The sequence below is a fragment of the Caulobacter sp. CCNWLW153 genome (assembly GCF_036889365.1).
Lineage (GTDB): Bacteria > Pseudomonadota > Alphaproteobacteria > Caulobacterales > Caulobacteraceae > Caulobacter > Caulobacter radicis.
The window spans coordinates 21,700-40,599 of record NZ_JBAKFV010000021.1; the positions used below are offsets into that span (position 1 = coordinate 21,700).

The 18,900-nt window shown below is 70.0% G+C and carries 14 protein-coding genes and 1 tRNA gene; 10 read left to right on the plus strand and 5 right to left on the minus strand.

Annotated elements, in window-relative coordinates:
• Nucleotides 1-10: 10 nt before the first annotated feature.
• Complete coding sequence (locus V6S85_RS24105; RefSeq protein ID WP_116569939.1) at nucleotides 11-973, minus strand: ABC transporter ATP-binding protein; 963 nt, start codon at nucleotides 971-973, stop codon at nucleotides 11-13.
• Nucleotides 974-1,117: 144 nt separating this feature from the next.
• Here V6S85_RS24105 and V6S85_RS24110 point away from each other — a divergent pair, with 144 nt between their 5' ends.
• Both V6S85_RS24110 and V6S85_RS24115 read left to right on the plus strand, forming a co-directional pair.
• Nucleotides 1,118-1,399 (plus strand): zinc-finger domain-containing protein, encoded by a 282-nt coding sequence (locus V6S85_RS24110; protein ID WP_334350535.1) that lies wholly within the window; start codon nucleotides 1,118-1,120, stop codon nucleotides 1,397-1,399.
• A 15-nt stretch (nucleotides 1,400-1,414) separates the two neighbouring features.
• The gene (locus tag V6S85_RS24115; RefSeq protein WP_101711763.1) at nucleotides 1,415-1,846 is read left to right on the plus strand and encodes an acyl-CoA thioesterase; all 432 of its coding nucleotides are present in this window, start codon (nucleotides 1,415-1,417) and stop codon (nucleotides 1,844-1,846) included.
• Nucleotides 1,847-1,978: 132 nt separating this feature from the next.
• Here V6S85_RS24115 and ggt read toward each other — a convergent pair whose 3' ends face one another.
• Nucleotides 1,979-3,736, minus strand: a complete 1,758-nt coding sequence (gene ggt / locus V6S85_RS24120) for a gamma-glutamyltransferase (RefSeq protein WP_334350536.1) — start codon at nucleotides 3,734-3,736, stop codon at nucleotides 1,979-1,981.
• 288 nt (nucleotides 3,737-4,024) lie between these two features.
• On the opposite strand from ggt, the gene V6S85_RS24125 reads away from it, so the two are divergent.
• From V6S85_RS24125 to V6S85_RS24140, 4 genes are all read left to right on the plus strand, one after another.
• Nucleotides 4,025-4,101: transfer RNA gene (locus V6S85_RS24125), tRNA-Arg, on the plus strand.
• Nucleotides 4,102-4,291: 190 nt separating this feature from the next.
• Entirely contained in the window at nucleotides 4,292-5,377 is a 1,086-nt protein-coding gene (locus V6S85_RS24130; RefSeq protein ID WP_334350537.1) for a trypsin-like peptidase domain-containing protein, read from the plus strand.
• Nucleotides 5,377-6,696, plus strand: coding sequence for a hypothetical protein (locus V6S85_RS24135; protein WP_116569934.1), 1,320 nt, complete (start codon nucleotides 5,377-5,379; stop codon nucleotides 6,694-6,696). The genes V6S85_RS24130 and V6S85_RS24135 overlap by 1 nt, the downstream gene beginning before the upstream one ends.
• Nucleotides 6,697-8,253: an nSTAND1 domain-containing NTPase gene (locus tag V6S85_RS24140; protein WP_334350538.1), complete on the plus strand. Its 1,557-nt coding sequence runs from the start codon at nucleotides 6,697-6,699 to the stop codon at nucleotides 8,251-8,253.
• On the opposite strand, the gene V6S85_RS24145 is transcribed toward V6S85_RS24140, so the two are convergent.
• Nucleotides 8,250-8,807, minus strand: a complete 558-nt coding sequence (locus V6S85_RS24145; protein ID WP_334350539.1) for a DUF1353 domain-containing protein — start codon at nucleotides 8,805-8,807, stop codon at nucleotides 8,250-8,252. The two genes, V6S85_RS24140 and V6S85_RS24145, sit on opposite strands and share 4 nt — an antisense overlap.
• A gap of 287 nt (nucleotides 8,808-9,094) precedes the next feature.
• Between V6S85_RS24145 and V6S85_RS24150 the strand changes: the two genes are divergently transcribed.
• From V6S85_RS24150 to V6S85_RS24160, 3 genes are read left to right on the plus strand one after another with little or no spacing between them, the layout of a single operon-like run.
• A complete protein-coding gene (locus V6S85_RS24150) occupies nucleotides 9,095-10,693 on the plus strand; it encodes a trypsin-like serine peptidase (protein ID WP_334350540.1) in 1,599 nt (532 codons plus the stop codon).
• Nucleotides 10,690-13,818 carry an ATP-binding protein gene (locus V6S85_RS24155; RefSeq protein ID WP_334350541.1) on the plus strand — a complete coding sequence of 1,043 codons (3,129 nt, stop codon included), beginning with the start codon at nucleotides 10,690-10,692 and terminating at the stop codon, nucleotides 13,816-13,818. Before V6S85_RS24150 ends, V6S85_RS24155 begins: the two co-directional genes overlap by 4 nt.
• A complete protein-coding gene (locus V6S85_RS24160; protein ID WP_334350542.1) occupies nucleotides 13,815-15,815 on the plus strand; it encodes a DNA/RNA non-specific endonuclease in 2,001 nt (666 codons plus the stop codon). The genes V6S85_RS24155 and V6S85_RS24160 overlap by 4 nt, the downstream gene beginning before the upstream one ends.
• A gap of 186 nt (nucleotides 15,816-16,001) precedes the next feature.
• On the opposite strand, the gene V6S85_RS24165 is transcribed toward V6S85_RS24160, so the two are convergent.
• Complete coding sequence (locus V6S85_RS24165) at nucleotides 16,002-16,391, minus strand: response regulator transcription factor (RefSeq protein WP_116569956.1); 390 nt, start codon at nucleotides 16,389-16,391, stop codon at nucleotides 16,002-16,004.
• Between the two features lie 107 nt (nucleotides 16,392-16,498).
• Nucleotides 16,499-17,113, minus strand: coding sequence for a response regulator transcription factor (locus tag V6S85_RS24170; protein ID WP_116569929.1), 615 nt, complete (start codon nucleotides 17,111-17,113; stop codon nucleotides 16,499-16,501).
• A gap of 68 nt (nucleotides 17,114-17,181) precedes the next feature.
• Between V6S85_RS24170 and V6S85_RS24175 the strand changes: the two genes are divergently transcribed.
• Nucleotides 17,182-18,780, plus strand: coding sequence for a sensor histidine kinase (locus V6S85_RS24175; protein ID WP_334350567.1), 1,599 nt, complete (start codon nucleotides 17,182-17,184; stop codon nucleotides 18,778-18,780).
• Nucleotides 18,781-18,900 lie beyond the last annotated feature (120 nt).

Consider the following 18,900-nt stretch of genomic DNA (forward strand, 5'->3'; position numbering starts at 1 on the left):
TTTTCCGAGGCTAAGTCTTCAGCGGATCCTTGGCGTTCGGATCGCCGTAGGTCAGCGAGACGAACACGTCCTCCAGGTCCGGATCTTCCGTCGCGATGTCCTTGATCGACACGCCCGCCGCGCGCACGGCGGCCAGCACGTGCTCGACGCTGGACTGGCCGGTTCGGTAGCTGACCGAGAAGGCGCCGCCGGCGCGGCCCTTGGTCTCGAAGCCTTCCAGCGCCGGCGGCGTCGCCAGCGGCGCTTCGGGCGTCACCACCACGTTGCGGATGTCCATGCGGCCCAGCAGCGTCGGGGTCGGCTCGCACACCACCACCTCGCCGCGGTTGACGATGGCGATCTGGTCGCACAGCTCCTGGGCCTCTTCCAGGTAGTGGGTGGTCAGCACGATGGTCACGCCCAGCTCGTGCAGGCCCTTTACATATTCCCACAGCTGGCGGCGCAGCTCGACGTCGACGCCCGCGGTCGGTTCGTCGAGGATCAGCACCGGCGGCTGGTGGACCATGGCCTTGGCCACCATCAGGCGCCGCTTCATGCCGCCCGAAAGCTGGCGGACGTAGGCGTTGGCCTTGTCGCCCAGGCCCAGGGCGTTCAGCAGTTCGTCGGTGCGGCGCTGGTTCTTGGGCACGCCGTAGTAGCCGGCCTGCACTTCCAGCGACTCGCGCGGGGTAAAGAAGACGTCGGCGGCCAGTTCCTGGGGCACCACGCCGATGGCGGCGCGGGCGTCGCGCGGGCGCTCGTCGATGTCGCGGCCCCAGATCCGCACCGTGCCCGAGGACTTGCGGGTCAGGCCGGCCAGGATGTTGATGAAGGTCGACTTGCCCGCCCCGTTCGGACCCAGGAGGCCGAAGATCGAGCCGCGCGGCACCTTCAGGTCGATGCCGTTCAGGGCGCGCTTTTCGGGCGCGGTCTTGGTGGCGGGATAGGTCTTGAACAGCCCCTCGGCTTCGATCGCGTAGGCAGGCAGGTCCATGAAGCGTCCAATCGGGGGCGGAAGGCCTTGAAAACAGGGGCGTGCGCGGCTTCGTCGAATTGACGCGGCGCCGACGCGTCGCATAGGTATGCCTCGTTCGTCGCCTAGCCAAGGCCGCGCTCAGAATTCGAAGGTAGTTCCCCCATGGCCAAGGCCAAGTCCGAAGCTCCGACCGCCCCCACCGCCATGGACGTCGCTGTCAGCGCCGGCCCGGCCCCGGAGATCGTGCACGTCCATTCGCACCGCATCGCCTGCGACGGCGTCGGCGGCGCGCTGGGCCACCCGCGCGTGTGGCTGGAGATGGGCGCGGCCGGCTCGGTCGACTGCCCCTACTGCGACCGCCGCTTCATCGCCTCGACCCATGCCGGCCACGACGAGGACGAGCGCCTGGCTCCCGGCGTCTACGAAGGCCCGGGCGGCCACTAAGGCCGACTAGCCCAGATGGACGATTCCTCGCTCTCCGGCCCGCGCGCCGAGACCCTCGCCAAGGCGTGGGAAGCCGCCGAATGGCCGCACGACCCGCCGGTCCTGCGCGCCATCGCCATGCCGTCCGACACCAACCCCGAAGGCGACATCTTCGGCGGCTGGCTGCTGTCGCAGATGGACCTGGCCGCGGCCTCGATCGCCTTCCACCGGGCGGCCGGCCGCTGCGCGACCATCGCCGTCGACGGCATGGTGTTCATCAGCCCGGTGTTCGTCGGCGACGAGGTCAGCCTGTTCGCCCGCATCGTCCACACGGGACGCACCTCGCTGAAGGTCGAGGTCGAGGCTTGGCGCCGCCGCCGCGACGGCGAAAAGGCCCACAAGGTGACGCAGGGCGTGTTCACGTTCGTCGCCATCGGCGAAGATCGCAAGCCGCGCCCGCTGCCGTAATCAAGAATGCTCCCCCTGAAGGGGGAGCCGTCGCGAAGCGACTGAGGGGGAAGTGCTTGGGGCGCGCCAGCAGCCCCTTCCCCCTCCGGCCCTCCGGGCCACCTCCCCCTTCAGGGGGAGGATTTCCAAAAACTACTCCAGCCCCTTGGCCACGCCTTCGCGGCGCGGATCCGCGCCGCCTTCCAGCTTGCCGCCCGGGCGAACGATCACGCCGTGCAGGCCCGAATTCTCGTTCTGGCCTTCCTTGACCATCACGCCGCGCGCCTGCAGGGCGGCGGTCAGCTCGGGGCCGAAGCGGTTCACCTCGCCCGAGAACGTGTCGCCGCGCGCCACCAGGTTGGGCAGGGCCACGGCGTCCTGCATCGACAGGCCCCAGTCGAATACCCCGACCATGGCCTTGAGATTATAGGACAGGATCGCCGAGCCGCCGGGCGAGCCGACGGCGGCCAGGAACTTGCCCTTCTTGTCCAGCACCACCACCGGCGACATCGACGAGCGCGGGCGCTTGCCCCCGGCCACGGCGTTGGCGCCGGGCAGGCCGTCCTTGTCGGTCGGCGCGAAGTTGAAGTCGGTCAGCTGGTTGTTGAGGAAGAAGCCGCCGACCATCCGGCCCGAGCCGAAGATGCTCTCGACCGTGGTGGTCATCGACACCACGTTGCCGGCCGCGTCGACGATGACGAAGTGGGTCGTGCCGCCCGGCTCGATCGTCGAATCCGGGCCGACCTTGGGCGCGCCCCTGGGCAGGCCGAAGTTCGGGGCCGGACCGGCCGTCTCGCCGATCAGCTTGGCGCGTTCCTTCACATAGGCCGGCTCCAGCAGGCCCTCGACCGGCACGCTGACCTTGCCCGGGTCGCCGACATAGCGGTCGCGGTCGGCGTACATCACCCGCTCGGCCTCGGCGATCTGGGTCCAGGCGATCGGGTCGTTCTGGTTGCGCGCCGCGATATCGGTGTGCTCGAGCATCAGCAGGGCCTGCAGCAGCGACACGCCACTCGACGACGGGTTGGGCACGCAGACGCTGTAGACCTTCCACGGCCGGCACAGGGCGTCGGCCGAGCGCGGCTTGTAGGCTTTCAGGTCGGCCAGGGTCATGGCCGAGGGCCGCTCGCCCTCGTGCAGCTTGGCGACGATCGCCTGCGCCAGCGGGCCTTCGTAGAGCGCCGAGGGCCCTTCGGCGGCCAGGCGGCGCACGGTGGCGGCGTAGGCCGGGTTCTTCAGGGTCTCGCCGGCCTGGTAGCGCCGGCCGTCCGGCTTGGTGAAATAGGCCGCGGCGTCAGCCGTCTGGCCCTGGGGCGAGCGGCCGTTGATCATCGAGGCCAGGCGCGGGCTGACGACGAAACCCTGGTCGGCCAGCGTCTCTGCGTCGAGGAACAGGCGGTCCCAGCCGATGGCGCCGTGCTCCTTCTGGGCCTGGGCCAGCATGGCGACCGCGCCCGGCACGCCGGTCGAGCGGCCCGACAGCACCGCGGCGATGAACGACACCGGCTTGCCGTCCTCGCCCAGGAACAGGGCGGGCGTCGCGCCGGCCGGCGCGGTCTCGCGGCCGTCATAGGCGGTCACCTTGCCGGTCCTGGCGTCGTAGAAGACCATGAACGAGCCGCCGCCCAGGCCCGAGCTCTGCGGCTCCACCAGGCCCAGCACCGCCTGCACGGCCACTGCCGCGTCGACGGCCGAGCCGCCCTCGCGCAGCACCCCCAGGCCCGCCTCGGTGGCCAGCGGATTGGCCGAGGCCACCATGCCGCGCGGGTTGTAGGCGGCCGCCGCGCCGGCGGTGGCCGGGGCCGTCTGCGGGAGGGGCGCGACCGGTTGCGGCCCCATCGCGGTCGCGCAGCCGGCGATCCCTCCGCAAGCGGTCAGGACAGCGAGGGCGGCGAGAACGGGCAGGCGCATGGGCGGATCCTTCGGAAGACCTGGCATCGGGGCGCAGAACGGGTCGCCCGTGGCGTCGGAAAGCCGACTCGGACGACGGGGATTCGACGAACCATGCCCCCGACGCCGCCACCACGCTCGCGAAAAATCGCCGCCGCACCTCCCTGCGACATCTTTTCCACGCCAACAAACCCTTACGCGCCAAGGGTTCGTGCAGTTATCCACCGAACTCGGCGACTTTCTTGCGACAAGACGCTTGCGCACCCCAGGGGTACGGGGTATCTCCCCCGCCTCGCCGCAAGGCAGTGCGCGCCCGTAGCTCAGCTGGATAGAGCATCAGACTACGAATCTGAGGGTCGGACGTTCGAATCGTTCCGGGCGCGCCATTTTCTCCTCGAGAGATTTTCCGGTTTTCGACAGGTCTAAGCGCGCGGCTCTGGTCGCTGGCGGGCCGTCGTATCGCGCGTTTTGCGCGTTTTTCCGGGTTTGCACTTAAAAATGGAAAACGCCGTTTTGCGAGATGGCGCCGCCTGATAGGCTCGATGGCCGGGAATGGTCACGCGGTCCGGGGGGCGCATGAGTGATCTGGACTTGCCGGCGGGCCTCGAGCAGGGGCCGTTGCAGCCGGGCGACCTGGCGCAGATCCACGAGGCGCTGTGGCGCGCCTACGACATCGAGACCCTGGACCGGCGCCTGGGCTTCAGCTGGGGCGCGCGGATCGACCAGGAAGTCGGCGCGGCGGGCGGCAGCAAGAAGGTGTTCGGGCGGCTGCTGGACTGGGCGGAGGAGGCCGGCCGGGCGCGGGACCTGCTGGCGCTGGCCTGGACAGGCAAGCCCGGCAATCCCTATCTCCGCGCCGCCGCCGAACGCCTCCTGCCCGACCTGGAGGCGGCCAAGACGCCGTACGACACTGGACCCAGCCTCGCGCCGCTGCCCCAGGACCGGCTTGAGGCCCTGGTCGCGAAACGCTCCAGGATCGTCGACTTCACGCAGTTCCAGGCGAGGCTGACCCGGCTGGCGGGCGCGATCTGCAGGATCGAGGACGCCGGCGGGCCGCGGGGCACCGGCTTTCTGGTCGGCCGCCGGCATGTGTTGACCAACCATCACGTGGTTTCGGCCGCCATCGCCGACCGATCCCTTGGCGCGGGCGTCGTCTGCCGGTTCGACTACCGCCGGAACGCCGACCGGAGCGCGACGGCGGGCGTCGAGGCGCGGCTGGCCGAGGACTGGCACGTGGACAGCCGGCCCCATTCGCAGAGCGACGTGACCGGGACCGGAGACCCGGCCGCCGGGGAGCTGGATTTCGCGCTCCTGAAACTGGCCGAGTCCATCCCGATCGAGCGACAGTCCCTGGATCTGGCGGCTACGTCGCCCGTCGTGGTCCCGGGGGACGTGGCGCTGGTGGCCCAGCACCCAGGCGGGGATCCGCTGTCGGTCGCCTACGGCGTGGTGACGGAGTTCCCGGCCAACGGCCTGCGCTATCGCTACAATGTCACGACCGAACCCGGGGCGTCGGGGTCGCCGGTGCTCAGCGCGGACCTGGACGTGATCGGCCTGCACCACGCCGCCGACCCGGCCAGGGTCCCGCGCTTCAACCAGGCCGTGCCGCTCTATCTCGTCGCCCGGGCGGTGGCCCAGCGACTTGATCTGACGGCGCTATAGTGGCCCTGGCCCCCTCGCTGCAGGACGAGGCGCTGCAGACGATCGTCGCGCGCGCCTATGGCGGCGGCCGACGCCAGGACTACCTGGCCTTCAACGCCGTGTTCGAGGGCGTCATGCAGGCGAGCCTGGGCATGCTCGTCGGCGGCGACGACGAGCCGATGCTCGCGCTCGTCGACGGGGCCTTCAGGCTGGTCGAGGCGGAAGGTCCCGACGCCGTTCTCAAGATCGTGGCGGCGCTGTTCCTCGACCTGTCCGGCAACCGCGACCTGCGCCTATGGGTGGAAGGCCGCTGCCCCGAAGTCCTGGCGCTTGTCCCGCAGGCGGACTTCCTGGCGGCCGAGCGGGGAGGGCAGGCCGAACGGGTGGCCGTGATCTCCAGCGTGCTCGACGGCATCCGGGAAAAGGGCCTGTCGCAGAAGATCGGCCAGCTGGCGCGCGATGACCTGGGACTTGTCGACCAGAACCTGCGGCGCCTCGGCTTCGCCAAGCGGGTGCACGACATCCTGCACACCGTGCAGACCAGCTCCTATGCCGAGCTCGGGCCGCTGCTGGCGTCGGACACGGCGCTGACTTTCGAGACCGTCTCGAAGATCCGGATGCACGTGTGGTCCCTGAAGCTGGCGCTTGGGCAGCTGGAAGAGCATCTGGCCGCCGCGGTCGACGTCGATCGGGCCTGGGTGGAGGACTTCAAGGAGGCGATCGGCCAGATCGAAAAGGGGCAGGCCGATCCCGAGGCCCTGCGCGAGGGGTTGTTCACGCTGCGAGGCATCCTGCGGATGCAGCTGATCGCCTACGACCAGCAGATCGTCGCGGCGGCCGACCGGATCCCGTTCAACGACGTTCTGAAGTTCTTGCAGGACAACGCCAAGCTGGAGATCTTCTCCTCGCCGACGGCGCTGCAGGCGTTGGACGCGGCGTCCCACGAGCTGGTCAATCTCGATCTGGTGCTGCGCCAGACCCTGGCGCTGCACCGCTACTGGCAGGGCGTCGACGCCGAGCTGTGGCTGCTCGAGCGGGAGCTCGAGGCGAGCGAGCCGAGCCGGGCCATGCTCAAGGCGCATTGGAGCACGCTGTCGCGCGCGCTGGACACCCTGCGCCGCACCGCGCCGGACATGTGGGACGCCAACATGGACAGCGCCCGCCTGTATGTCGACGAGAGCCTGGCCGCCGCCGCGCCCGGAGCCGCCGTCAGCGCGCTGCGGACCTTTGTCCGGATCGGCCGCCTGCAGTTCTTCGGCGTCGACAAGGCCGTGCTCGACCAGTGCAACCGCATCAGCGCGCTGCGCCGTCCCATCGAAGAGTTGTTGAAGGAGACGTAGATGGCGAGCGCCTTGCGATACTCCGCGACCCTGTCGCTGCCCGCGGTTCGGGCCGAGCACCTGCGCCTGCTGCAAGGCTGGAGCGACATGGGCGACGATGAGCGGCGGCGAAAGGCCACGGCTCTGCGCCACACGGCGTCGGACCTTGGCAAATGGCTGCAGGATCCGGCCGAGCGCGACACGGCCCAGGGGGTTGTCGACTACTGGACCAGCGCCCTGGCCGGCCTGCCGGACGAGCCGTTTCCGGACCTGCTGCGCCTGGCCGCCGCCGACCCCGAGGCGGGGGCGGCCGTCGAGGCGCGGGCCCGGACGGTCTATGACGGCCTGACCCCGGACGAGCAGGACCAGGCGCGCAAGCTGTTCCTGCGGCTGCTGGGAGGGCCCGTCAGGCTGGACGACGCGAGAGGCGATCCCGATCTCGACCGTGTCCGGCGACGCTTCCAGGACGCGGGCGTCATCGTCGAGGGGCCGGGCGACGAAGGGCTGGTCATCGCCCACAGGGCGCTGCTTATCGCCAACTGGCCGCAGCTCGACGGCTGGAGCGCCGACCGCGCGCTCGACGAGGCGATGGTCCTGAAGCTCGAGAAATCCGGCGTTCTTTGGCGGCGCTACAGGCGGGTGGATGACCTGCTGCGGGGGCGCGCGCTTTCGCAGGCCTTGCCCTATCGCGAGCATTCGTCCGGCATCGCCGACTATATCGACGCCAGCCTTCAGCGCCGGATCGCGCGTCGCGTGGCGCTGGCCGGCGCCGTCGCCGGCGCGGTCCTGGTGACCGGGGGCTTCATCGCGACGACCCTCCTTCTCAATGGCGAGCTGAAAAACTCGCAAGACGCCAACGTCACGCTCACGGACGACAACACCACGCTGAAGAACACCGTCGAGGAGCTTATCCAGCCCTCCGACACGACCCAGGCGAAGGCCGAGGTCGCCAAGGCCGGCGAGCCGCCAGGCGTCGAGGGCTACATCTGGATTGGCGGGCAGTCGCAGGCGCTGCTGGCGCGCTATCCGGACGGCGAGCGGGTGACGCCGGGAGGCGTGGTCAAGGACGGCGTCTATCGGGCGCGAGCCAATATCGCGCTTCGGCAGGGCTATCCGGACGAGAACTACAACTCCGCGCCGCGCACGGGGGTGGTCGGCGACGGCGCCTTGCTGAAGGCCCTCGACGCCCCGGTCGCGATCGCGCGGCCGTCGGGCCCGCAATACTGGCTGCACGTGCGCCAGGCGATCACGGTCTACATCCAGTACCGGGGACGGCCGGAGCAGGCGGCCGCGCTTCGGCGAAGGCTGCTCGCCCTGGGCTACGACGCGCCGGAGCCCGAGAACCGCAGCGACGACCGGATCCCCGTCGCTCAGGTCCGCTATTTCCGTGACGAGGAAACGCCTTTCGCGACGCGGTTGAGGGCCGACCTGGCCGGGGCGCTCGGCGGCGAGGGGGCGTCGGCGAACCCGTCCTGCCGGCTTCTCGCCGACCTGCAGCCCGACCGAACCCATGTCCTGGAGGTCTGGGTCGACTTCACGGCCCGGAGGGCCGCGTCGACGGCCCAGTCCGGCGGCTAGGGGCGGTAGTCAGGGCGCGGCGGGGCCGGCCAGTGCCGCTGGTAGTGAGCGTCCGCGGCGAACGGCGGCGCGCGCCGTTCGCCGGTGCGCCAGTCGCCAAAGGCCTTCGACCAGGTGTCGACCTCCTTGGCATAGGCCCCGCCGCCGGCCGCTCGCACCGTCTGGTACATGATCGTGCGGCGCGGAAGGCTGACGCCCAGGTCTTTCATCGCGTCCAGGAAGATGCGGTCGGCGAAGGGGCGCTGCCCGGGTTCGCCGATCAGGTACAGCCAGTCGTGCAGGACCGCGGCCTTGGCGTGCCGGCCGAACGGCGGAAACACGCCGCGCGCGGCCGAGGGGATCGAGGCGAAGTCGGTGACATAGCCCTCGGGTACGTCGATCTGCGCGCCCGAGGCTGGATGGATGTAGCGGAAGGCGAAGGTCACGATGGCGCAGGTTCGCCCTTCCTTCTCGTCCTCGCTGTCCAGAATGGCCACCACCAGCGGCTTGGGCATCATCTGGGGATAGGCCTCGAGGCCTTTCTCCAGCGGGGGCTGGAGGGTCACGAAGGGCATGGCGGGTCTCCTCGGACGCGGCCTGGGCGCATCCGGACGGCGGGCTGCGCCTCCGGTGCGTGTGCCGATTGTCGCAAGCAATTCATAGTTGTGTCGTCGTGATTTCAAGCTCAAACTTGAGCTTGGGGGATGCGATGGTCAGCAGGACGGATATCGAGGACGCCATACGGGCCGATCCCATGCGGGCCGAGCAGGCCTTGAAGGCTATTCAGGGCGGCGTTCAGCGCCCCGTGACTCTCGAAGCGTTGAGGCCCGTGGCCGATGAGCGCGGCATGTCCTTGGAGAGCATGCTGGCTTTTCAACTGGAAAAGCAGGGACTGCTCGAAGCCTATGGCGTGGCGCTGGCCGGGCGCGAGACCGCCGCGCCCATGGACCGGCGCTTCAGCAATTTCAGCGCCTTCGAGCGGGTCGGCAAGGCCGCGGCCTGCCGGATCGTGCTCGACAACGACATCACCGGATCGGGCTGCCTGATCGGGCCCAGCCTGGTGCTGACGGCCTGGCACGTGATCGCCAGCGGCGCGCCCGACACCCCCGATCCCGTTCGCAAGCCGATCAGCGTGCTGCTCGCCGACGAGACGCGGCGCAGCGTGCTTAAGGTCAGCCACTACCTGTCGCCCTGCACGATCGCGGAGTTCGCCAACCAGTTTCCGGCCAACGACGCCGACTTCGCCGACTGTCACGACGTGGCGTTGCTGCGGCTGAGCCGCCCGGACGGGATGCGGCTCAACTTCCTGCGCGTGCCGGACGTGGCGCCGAGGCTGCCGTCGCAGGCCAACGTATTCGTCCTCGACTTCCCGGACGGACGTCCAAGCGGCTGGGGCATCGGGCGTGTCGAGCCCATCGCCGGCTTCGAAGCTCGCGTTCCCCACGACAGCCTCACCAACGGCGGTTCGTCCGGGGCCGCCTGCGTCAACACGCGCTACGAACTGGTCGGCATCCACCAGGGGCGGTGGGAGCCGGCGCGCCGGCTGGTGCCGCTGACCCGATTCCACGGTCCGGTCATGGAGCAGGTGCGGACCGACGTCGCGCCTCGGTTCCTGTGGTCCCTGACCGATACGCTCGACGGCCAGTTGGTCATTGGCCGGGATCTGTTCTTCGAGGGGGTGGCGGAAGCCTCGCGCCCCGGGGGGCGTGTCCGAGGCGTGCGGGTCAGCCGCATGAACCTGACGGCCGGAACCACGGGCTTGGCCTTTTCGGCCGCGCTGCTGGAGACCGTGCTGGACCGTGACCCGGGCCGTCACCTCCTGATCCGCCTGGGCTTCGACCAGCCCCTGCAGGATCTGCTGGGGCAGGTTCGCCGCCGCGCGGCCGAGGCGGGCCTGGCGCTGGAACCCGACGCGGCGCCGGAGGGGGCGCGGGCCGGCGACACGACGCCCGAGGCGGCCGTCGGCGACGAGGCCCGGCGGCTGGCGCAGGCGCTGGACGCGGCGGTCCTGGCGAAAGGGCCCGACCGGCTTTTGTGGTTTTTTTTCGAGAACCCGGCCGCGGGCCTGACCGAAGGCGAGCGGATCGCCTTCGAGGCGTTCGTGGACGCGGCGCTCAAGCAACCGGGGCTGCGGATGGTGATCGCCGGTTTCGAGACCATCAGCACCCCGGGCGAGGAGTTCGCCGACGCCGGGGCGGGCGCCAGCGAGGGGCCGCCGGGCCTGGTCGTGGAGTATGTGGGCCACATCAAGCGCCGCGAGGTCGAGATCCTTGTCGAGCGGGCGGGGCGCGCCTTGCAACTGGACCTGGGAGATGTCGGCGTTCGGCAGATCGCCAACCCGGCGCTGAGGAACTTGCCCTCGCAGAACGGCGTCTTCGACGTCGCCCACAGCGTCCAGATCGTGACCGTCGTGCGCGAGAGGCTGGTTGACTGGCTCGACGCCCAAGGGGAACGGCCATGAGCGCTTCCGACCAGCCCCCGCCGGAGCACGAACGGCCGCTTCCCGAGCTGGATGTGGCGGCGCCTTCGCTGACGGCCATGGAGACCGGCGCCGAGGAGGCGATCGGGTTCGCGCGCGAGTACGCGGCGCTTTCGGGTCCATTCGCGCCGGGAGACGCGCTGCGCGCGGCGGGCGCGTTCGCCGCCGACCGGCCGCTGGACCTGGCCGTCTCGGTGTCGGCGGCCCTTGCGTCGGCCTGTGACACCGGCGTGGGCAAGGCGTGGCTGCTGCGCGCCAGCGAACGCGCCTGGGATCTGAAGCGGCTTTCCGAGCAGGGATTGCTCGAGGTCGCCAAGCTTTGGCGCCGCAACCAGGGCGTGGACGCGGCGGCGAGCGACCTGCTCGACGCCTTGGACGGCAGGGGCGATTTCTCGACCGCCGCGGTGGCGGCTGCGCTGGAGGCGACGGAGGCGGGAAAGGATGGGGCCTTGCCCGATCTGCCGAGGCTGGCGGCGGCCCTGGAATGGAGCGGCGGGTTCGCTCCGGCGGCGTCCCTGCTGGCGCGCGTGCAGGCCGCCTTGAGCCGAGCCGACCAGAAGCGTCGCGGGGACCTGCTGCTGGAAGACGGCTTCCATGGGCGCGGCGACCTGGCCGAAAAGCTGGTCGACTGGATCTGCGCTCCTGAGGATTGGCAAAGCCGGGTTCGGACGCTCTATGTCAGCGGCCTGCCCGCGATCGGCAAGTCGACGCTTCTGGAACATGCGTTGCGGGAGGTGGCCAGCCGCGGCGTGGATGTCGTCGTCGCGCGGCTGGATTTCGACCGGGCCAGCCTGGACGTGCTGGATCGCCTGGGGCTCAGCCTCGAGGTCGCGCGCCAGGTCGCCAGCCAGGCGCCGGAGATCGCCGGCGAGTTGCGCGCGACGCGCCTCGAGGCTGTCTCCACGCAGGAGACCAGGATCAAGGGCTCCAGGGGCCGGGGATTTTTGCCCTATGCGCTGATCGAGGCGATCTCCAGTTATCTGCGCGATTCCAAGCGCAGGCTGGTGATCGTGCTGGATACGCTGGAGGTGCTGCGTGGCCGGGGCGAAACCCACCCAGGCCAGCTGTTCGAATGGCTTGATCAGCTGCGCAGGAGCGGTTTGGGGCCGCTGGTGGTGGTCGCGGCCGGTCGGGGGGACGCCTTGGAGCCGGTCCAGGACCGGGTAGCTGTGCCCCTGGCCCTCGACAGTCTGACGGAGACCGACGCCGCGGCCCTGCTGGCGCAGGCCCGGACGCCTCCGCAGCTGTGGGACACGATTATCCGGCGCGCTGACGGCGACCCGATGCAGCTGCGCCTGCTGGGCGCGGTCGCCCGGCGCGAGGGTGCGGCGGGCCTGGATCGGGAGGAAGGCGCGACCGTCACCCTCTATCGAAGCCTGGAATCGCGCCTGGGCGGTCGCCACGGCAGGATCGCGCGCTTCGTCCCCCTGTTTCGCCGCTTCGACAGCAGGCTGCTGGGCGAGGTCATCGCGCCGGTCGTCGGCCCCACGCGCCTGAGCCCGACCGAGGCGGCCGAGCTGTGGGCCGGTCTCAAGGAGCAGACGTGGCTGATCGGGGGGCGGTCCGCCGCCGGCTGGCTGGAGCCTCACCCCGACCTGCGCCGACGGCTGGCGGGCAAGCTCTACGAGGAGCGCTCCGGCCTCGCGCACAAGCTGCATAGGCGCGCGGCCCGATGGTTCGCGCGCCAGGCCGCGCCCTGGGCGGCCGCCGAGAGCCTCTATCACCGTCTCCAGGCGACGCGCTGGGAAGGGGACGATGCGCTGAAGGGCATGAACCTGGAAGCCGGGATCACCTTCGAGCGAAACGACCTGGACGATCTGCCTGCGCCTGCCCGCGATGCGCTGCTGAGGGCCCGGGGCGAGCGAAGCTACGAGGGGCGCGGTTACGCCGCGGCCTCGGCGGGCCTGGTCTCGGCCGAGGCGGCCGGGGAACTGCGCATGCTGATCGGCAGGGGCGACCTGGCCGAGGCGATCTCCTTCTACGAGAACGTCTTCCGGCCCGCCTCCATCGACCCGGTCAGTGAAGCGGCCGAGGCGGCGCTGGTCCTGCTCTGGCGCACCGGTCGCTGGCGGCAAGCCCGGGATTTGGCGGACGAGCGCGCCTGGTCTCGTCCATGGGACGAAGCCCTGTTCGACACCTGGCCGGAAGCCGCGCTGGTCCGGCTGGAGATGCGGGCCGAGTTCCAGTTCACCGACCTGCGCCGCTGGTTCGGCGAGGCGGGGAACGAGGACAGGCGCGAACGGACGGCGCGGCTGATCATGGCCTCGAAGTCCAACCTGGCCTCCGGCGCCCTGGGGTTCGCCGCGGCGCCGCAACACCTGCTTCCGGGGCGGACCAACACCGTCGCCGCGGTTCAGGCGCTCTGGTCGGCCGACGCGCCCCGCGAGGATCTGCCGACCGCGCTTTCGATCGCCGAGGAGCGGCGGCGGCGCATAGACCCGACGGCGACCGCCGAGTCGCGTTTCTTCTTCTCCCAGGCGGGGGACGCCCAGGCCCTGGCCATCCTGTCGCCCTATGACGACCTCGGTGAGTGGCTGCTGCGCGACCGGCGCGACGGACGCCTGCAGGACATGCTGAACGCGCGGGTCGAGGCCTTTCCGGAGTTCGGGGCCCTGCGTCACGACCCGGCCGTCCCGACCGCCACGTTGTCGGCGCTGGGGCTCACGGCCGAATGGCTGTCGGCGGCCGGCTTTCTGCTGCGCGATCCGGACCTGCGGGCGATCGGCCGCAGCGCCGAGCGCTGGCGCAGCACCGCCGCGGGCTGGTGGCGCTATGCGCATCCGCCGCGCGGCTGGCGGGGCACGAAGACGGGTCTCGACGTCGTCACCGAGAATCGTCTCGAGGACCTGTTCGGCAGAGTGTCGCCCGGCGAGGCCGCGCGCGCGCAACTGGCGGCCTGGGCCGGCGGGGAGGCCGGAACGACGCGAATCCTGCGCGCCGCCAGGCTCGACCGGCTGAGGGACGACCTCGCTCAAGAGCCGCCGAAGGAGCCGCGTGAGCTGGCTCTGCGCGCGGCCTCCAAGCTTTCGCGGCGCTGGATCCCCGCCGCTTTCGTGCCCGCGTTGGCGATCCTGGCAATCGAACCCCAAGGGACGGACATGTCATGAGCAACAAGTTGGAAGAAAGCCGGGGCAGGCTGGAGAGCCTGCTGCCGCGCCTGGGCAAGGCGGCTGAAAGCCTCGCCAACGGCGGCGGCGAGAACCTGCGCAAGCTGGGCCTCCGGGCCTCCGTGCTTGACGCCGCCAGCGTGGCGCGCGCCCTGGAGGCCAAGCCCGGCAGGCTCGAGAGCGTCGGCGTCAATCCCATGGCGCTGGAGGCGATCGTCCGCCTCACGGGCCGTCCGCCGCTGGTCGTCCGCAACAACGCCGTCGTCATCGAGAAGGAGCTGCTGCTCGAGTTCCCGAGCGGCATCGTCGGGCTGATCAAGGGGGCCGAACCCGCCATCTCCTCGGTAGGACGCATCGAGTTCGTGAACCACGAGATGGCCTGGGGCGGTACAGGCTGGGTCGTGGATCGCTCTAAGGACGACGCCCTGGTCGTCACCAACCGCCACGTGGCCAAGCTGGTCGCCAAGCGCAGCCTCGACGGCAAGGCCGTCTTCGTCCGTTCCCCCTTCACCGGTGTCCGCTACGGCGCGAGCATCGACTTCAACGAAGAGGTCGAGGCCCGCACCACCGACGCTCGCAGCGCGGTCGCCACCGCCGTCGAGTACCTGGCCGACGACACCGAGGCGGACGTCGCCCTGCTGCGCGTGGCGCGGCCGAACGGCGTCGACTGGTCGTGGCCCGATCGCCTGGAACTGGCCGAGAAGGAGGCCGCACAGGGCGACCTGGTGGCCCTCGTCGGCTATCCCGCCTACGACACCCGCAACGACGTCACGGCCATGGAGCAATACTTCCGGGGCCTCTACGACGTGAAGCGCTTCGCGCCCGGCGAGATCACCCGTCCCGCCACCGCCGGCATCATCCTCAGCCACGACTGCACTTCGCTGGGCGGCAATTCCGGCTCGGCCCTGATCAGCCTGGAAAGCCGCGCGGTGGTGGGCCTGCACTTCGCGGGCGAATACGGCGTGGCCAACAGCGCGGTCTCGGCCGGCACCCTGCGCCGCCTGGCCTTCGGGGAGCGCACCTCCGTCGCCGGCGCGGTGTTCAAGGAAACGCACGCCGTCGAGGCCGCGGACGGGGTCCACAGGAAGGCGGACCTGAAGGACCGCGGCGGCTACGATCCCAACTTCCTCGGCGCGAACCTGCGGGTTCCATGGCCCGAACTCGAAGCCACGGTCGCCGCTGGGCTGGCCAAGCCGGACGATGCGTTGGCCGACCGGCCGCACGAACTGCGCTACACCCACTTCGGCGTGCTGTTCTCCGAGGCGCTGAAGCTGCCGGCCGCCACGGCGGTCAATATCGACGGCGAGAAGGCGGTGCGCATCAAGCGCGGCGACGACAAGTGGTACGTCGACGCCCGGATAGATCCGGCCTCGCAATACACGGCCAAGCACTATGCGGATCGGGCTATCGATCGGGGCCACATGGTCCGCCGCGAAGACCCCAATTGGGGCCCCGATGCGAACCAGGCCAATTTCGACACCTTCCACTACACGAACTCGGCGCCGCAGCACTCGCTGCTGAACCAGGGCAAGACCCTGTGGCAGGGGCTGGAGAACTACATCCTCGACAACAGCCGGACCGAGGGCTTCCGAGCCTGCATCTTCACCGGTCCCGTCCTCAACGGCGACTACGAGTATCTCGACGAGGAGGGCGGGGTCCGCGTGCCGCTGGAGTTCTGGAAGGTCGCGGTGATGGCCGTGAAGACCCAGGACGGCCGCGACGTCCTGCACGCCACGGCCTATCTGCTGAGCCAGGGCCAGCTCATCCGCAAGCTGCTGGAGGATCGCAACCGCAGCGAGGCCGTCGAAGGCTTCCGTCTCGGCGCCTATCGGACCTTCCAGATCGCGATCAAGGATCTGGAGGAGGCCACGGGCATGAACTTCCACGATCTCAGGAACCATGACCCCCTGGCCGCGACCACGGCCGGCGCGGAGGCCATCGACAGCGGCCTGCCGCTGTTCGTGCCCCTGGCCGAGCCCGGGGACCTGGTGCTTTAGGACGTAGCGATATTCACCGGTTGAGACGAAAACCTCGTCCTTAGACAAGCTCAGGATGAGGTTTTTCTATCGCTTGGGTCTGTAAATGGTCCTCACCCTGAGCTCGTCGAAGGGCGAGGGCCACGCACTGAGCCTCAATGTCGATAGAACCTAAGGCGAGGGGTAGCTGCCTCGCCGGGCGACGCCTCAGGCGTCGGGCGATTTCGCGCGCGGGGCCAGGGCGGTTTCCAGGCAGCCGATGATGCTGTCGCCGCTGAAGGGTTTCTTGAGGAAGCAGGTGGCGCCCAGGTCCAGGCCTCGGGCGCGGGCGCGGGCGTCGTCGAAGGCGGTGATCAGGATCACCGGCGTGGGCACGCCCCGCTCGCCCAGCGCCTGCTGGATGTCGAAGCCGGAAAGGCCGGGCATCTGCACGTCGCTGATCAGGCAGTCGGCGCCGTCCGAAACTTCGGAGGCCAGGAAGGCCGCGGCTGAATCGAAGCTGGCGACGCGGTGGCCCAGCGAGCGGATCAGGGCCTCCAGCGAGGTCCGGATGGCTTCGTCGTCGTCCACGACGGCGATCAACGGGGCTTGCGACACCAACTCGACCCTTTCGGTCCCGGCGGCCCGCACGGGCGAGCGACGGCGACGAGCCTCCTATCTGCCGCAAGCGGCGAGCGTGTGGAACTATACTCGGGTGTGTGGCGTCAGGTCGCGGCGGCGCCCAGCTGCTCGGCCATGCGCACGAACTCGACCACCGAGCGCGCCTGCATCTTCCGCATGGCCGCGCCGCGATGGATCTTCACGGTGATCTCCGACAGGCCGATCTCGAAGGCGATCTGCTTGTTCATCAGCCCTTCGGCGACCAGGCCCATGACCTGGCGCTCGCGCGTGGTCAGGGTTTCGTAGCGGCGGCGCAGGTCGTCCAGGCCCGAGCGCTCGGCCCGCAAGGCGTGGTCGCGGTCGATGGCGGCCATCACCGCGTCGAGCATGTCCTGGTCGCGGAAGGGCTTGGCCAGGAAGTCGACGGCCCCGGCCTTCATGCCGCGCACGGTCATGGGGATGTCGCCGTGGCCGGTCATCAGCACCACCGGCATGCGGATGTCGGCGGCGTTCAGCTGGGCCTGGAAGTCGAGGCCGCTGACCCCGGGGAGTCGAACGTCCAAGACAAGGCAGCCGGCGTCATGCGCATGTCCCGAGCGGAAGAAGTCCTGGGCGTTGCCGAACAGGCGCGTCTCCAGCCCGACGGACCGGAACAGGCTGTCGAGGGCCTCCCGCAGGGGGCCGTCGTCGTCGACAATGTGCACCGTCGGATTGGACATGGACGAATAGCTGGACCCGCCGCCGGCGCGGCGTCAACAATGGGGGAGCGCATCCTTCGGTGAGCTCGATGCACGACTGTACGGGCGATGTCTTGGACATATCGGCCAATAGCTTGGCCGGGCTGCTGGACGCGGCTCATGAGCCGATCCTCGTGCGCGACCTCGAGGGGCGGATCCTGTTCTGGAACCAGGGCTGCGAGGCCCTTTACGGCCATGGCCGCGAGGTCGCGCGCGGCGCGCTGGCGCCGGATCTCCTGAGCACGGTGTTTCCCGCGCCGCTGGACCAGATCACCGCCCGGCTGCTGGCCGAAGGGCGCTGGGAGGGCGAGGTCACGCGCCGCCTGGCCGACGGTCGCGAGGCGGTGATCGCCCTGCGGTGGTCGCTGCGCCGAGACGTGTCGGGCGGGGTCGAGGTGCTGGAGACGGGGCGCGACGTCACCGAGGCCCGCAAGGCCGAGGAGGCCCTGCGCCGCAGCGAGTACCGCTTCCGCAACGTCTTCCACGCCATGAGCGTGTCGTTCTGGGAACTCGATTTTTCGGCCCTGGCCGGAATGTTCGGCGCCCTGCGCGCCAAGGGCGTGACCAGCCTGCGGGCCCACATCGCCGAGAACCCGCGCTTCGTGCGGCAGATGATGGAGGCCAGCCAGGTCGTCGACGTCAACGACAAGTCGTTGCAGCTGTTCGAGGCCACCCGCGATCAGTTGCTGGGGCCGGTCGACCGCTTCTGGCCGCCGTGCAGCGAGCACGTCTTCGCCGCCAGCGTCATCGCCGCGCTGGAGAAGAAGCCGCACTACGAAAGCGAGGCGCGTTTTCGCACCTATGACGGCCGCGAGTTCGACGGCCTGTTCACCTGCTGCTATCCGCGCGAATACCTGCCGCAGGGCGCGACCCTGGTCGGGGTCATCGACATCACCGATCGCCTGCGGGCGCAGGAAGACCTCGCGCGGGTGCAGGCCGAACTGGCCCACGCGGCGCGGATCTCGACCCTGGGCGAGCTGACCGCCTCGATCGCCCACGAGGTCAACCAGCCGCTGTCGGCCATCGTCACCAACGGCGAGGCGGGGCTGCGGTGGCTGCGGCGCGCGACGCCGGACCTGGAGGAGGTGGGGCGTGCCTTCGACCGGATGATCGGCGAGGCCAACCGCGCCTCGGGCGTGATCGGTCGCATCCGGACCATGGCCGTGAAGGGCGAGCCCGAGAAGGCGCGGCTTTCGCTGGGGCCTCTGGTCGAGGATTCGGTGCTGCTGGTGCGGCGAGAGCTGACCACGCATGACGTGGCGCTGCGGGTGCAGGTCCCCGCCGACCTGCCCGAGGTCGAGGGCGACCGGGTCCAGCTGCAGCAGGTGCTGGTCAACCTGATGGTCAACGCCGCCCAGGCCATGGCCGAGGCGCAAGAGCGCGTGCTGACGATCCGCGGATCGGTCGATGAGGCGATGGTGACGCTGTCGGTCGCCGACACCGGACCCGGCGTGCCGCCCGAGCGGCTGGTCCAGCTGTTCAACGCCTTCTACACCACCAAGGCGGGCGGGATGGGCATGGGCCTGTCGATCTGCAAGACGATCGTCCAGGCCCACGGCGGCGAGATCGCGGTGGTTTCCGCGCCGGGCGAGGGCGCGAGCTTCGTGCTGAAACTGCCTCGCGCCGGGGTCGCGCAAGAGGCTGATTGATGAAATGTGCTCATCAGCCCGTGCAAAGCTGAGCGGCTAATTTTACGGTCGCGCGCGCGCTAGTTTGGCTTCGCGAGACTCCTCCCCGGGTCTCCGCCTCCCCAAAAAGCCAATCGGAAT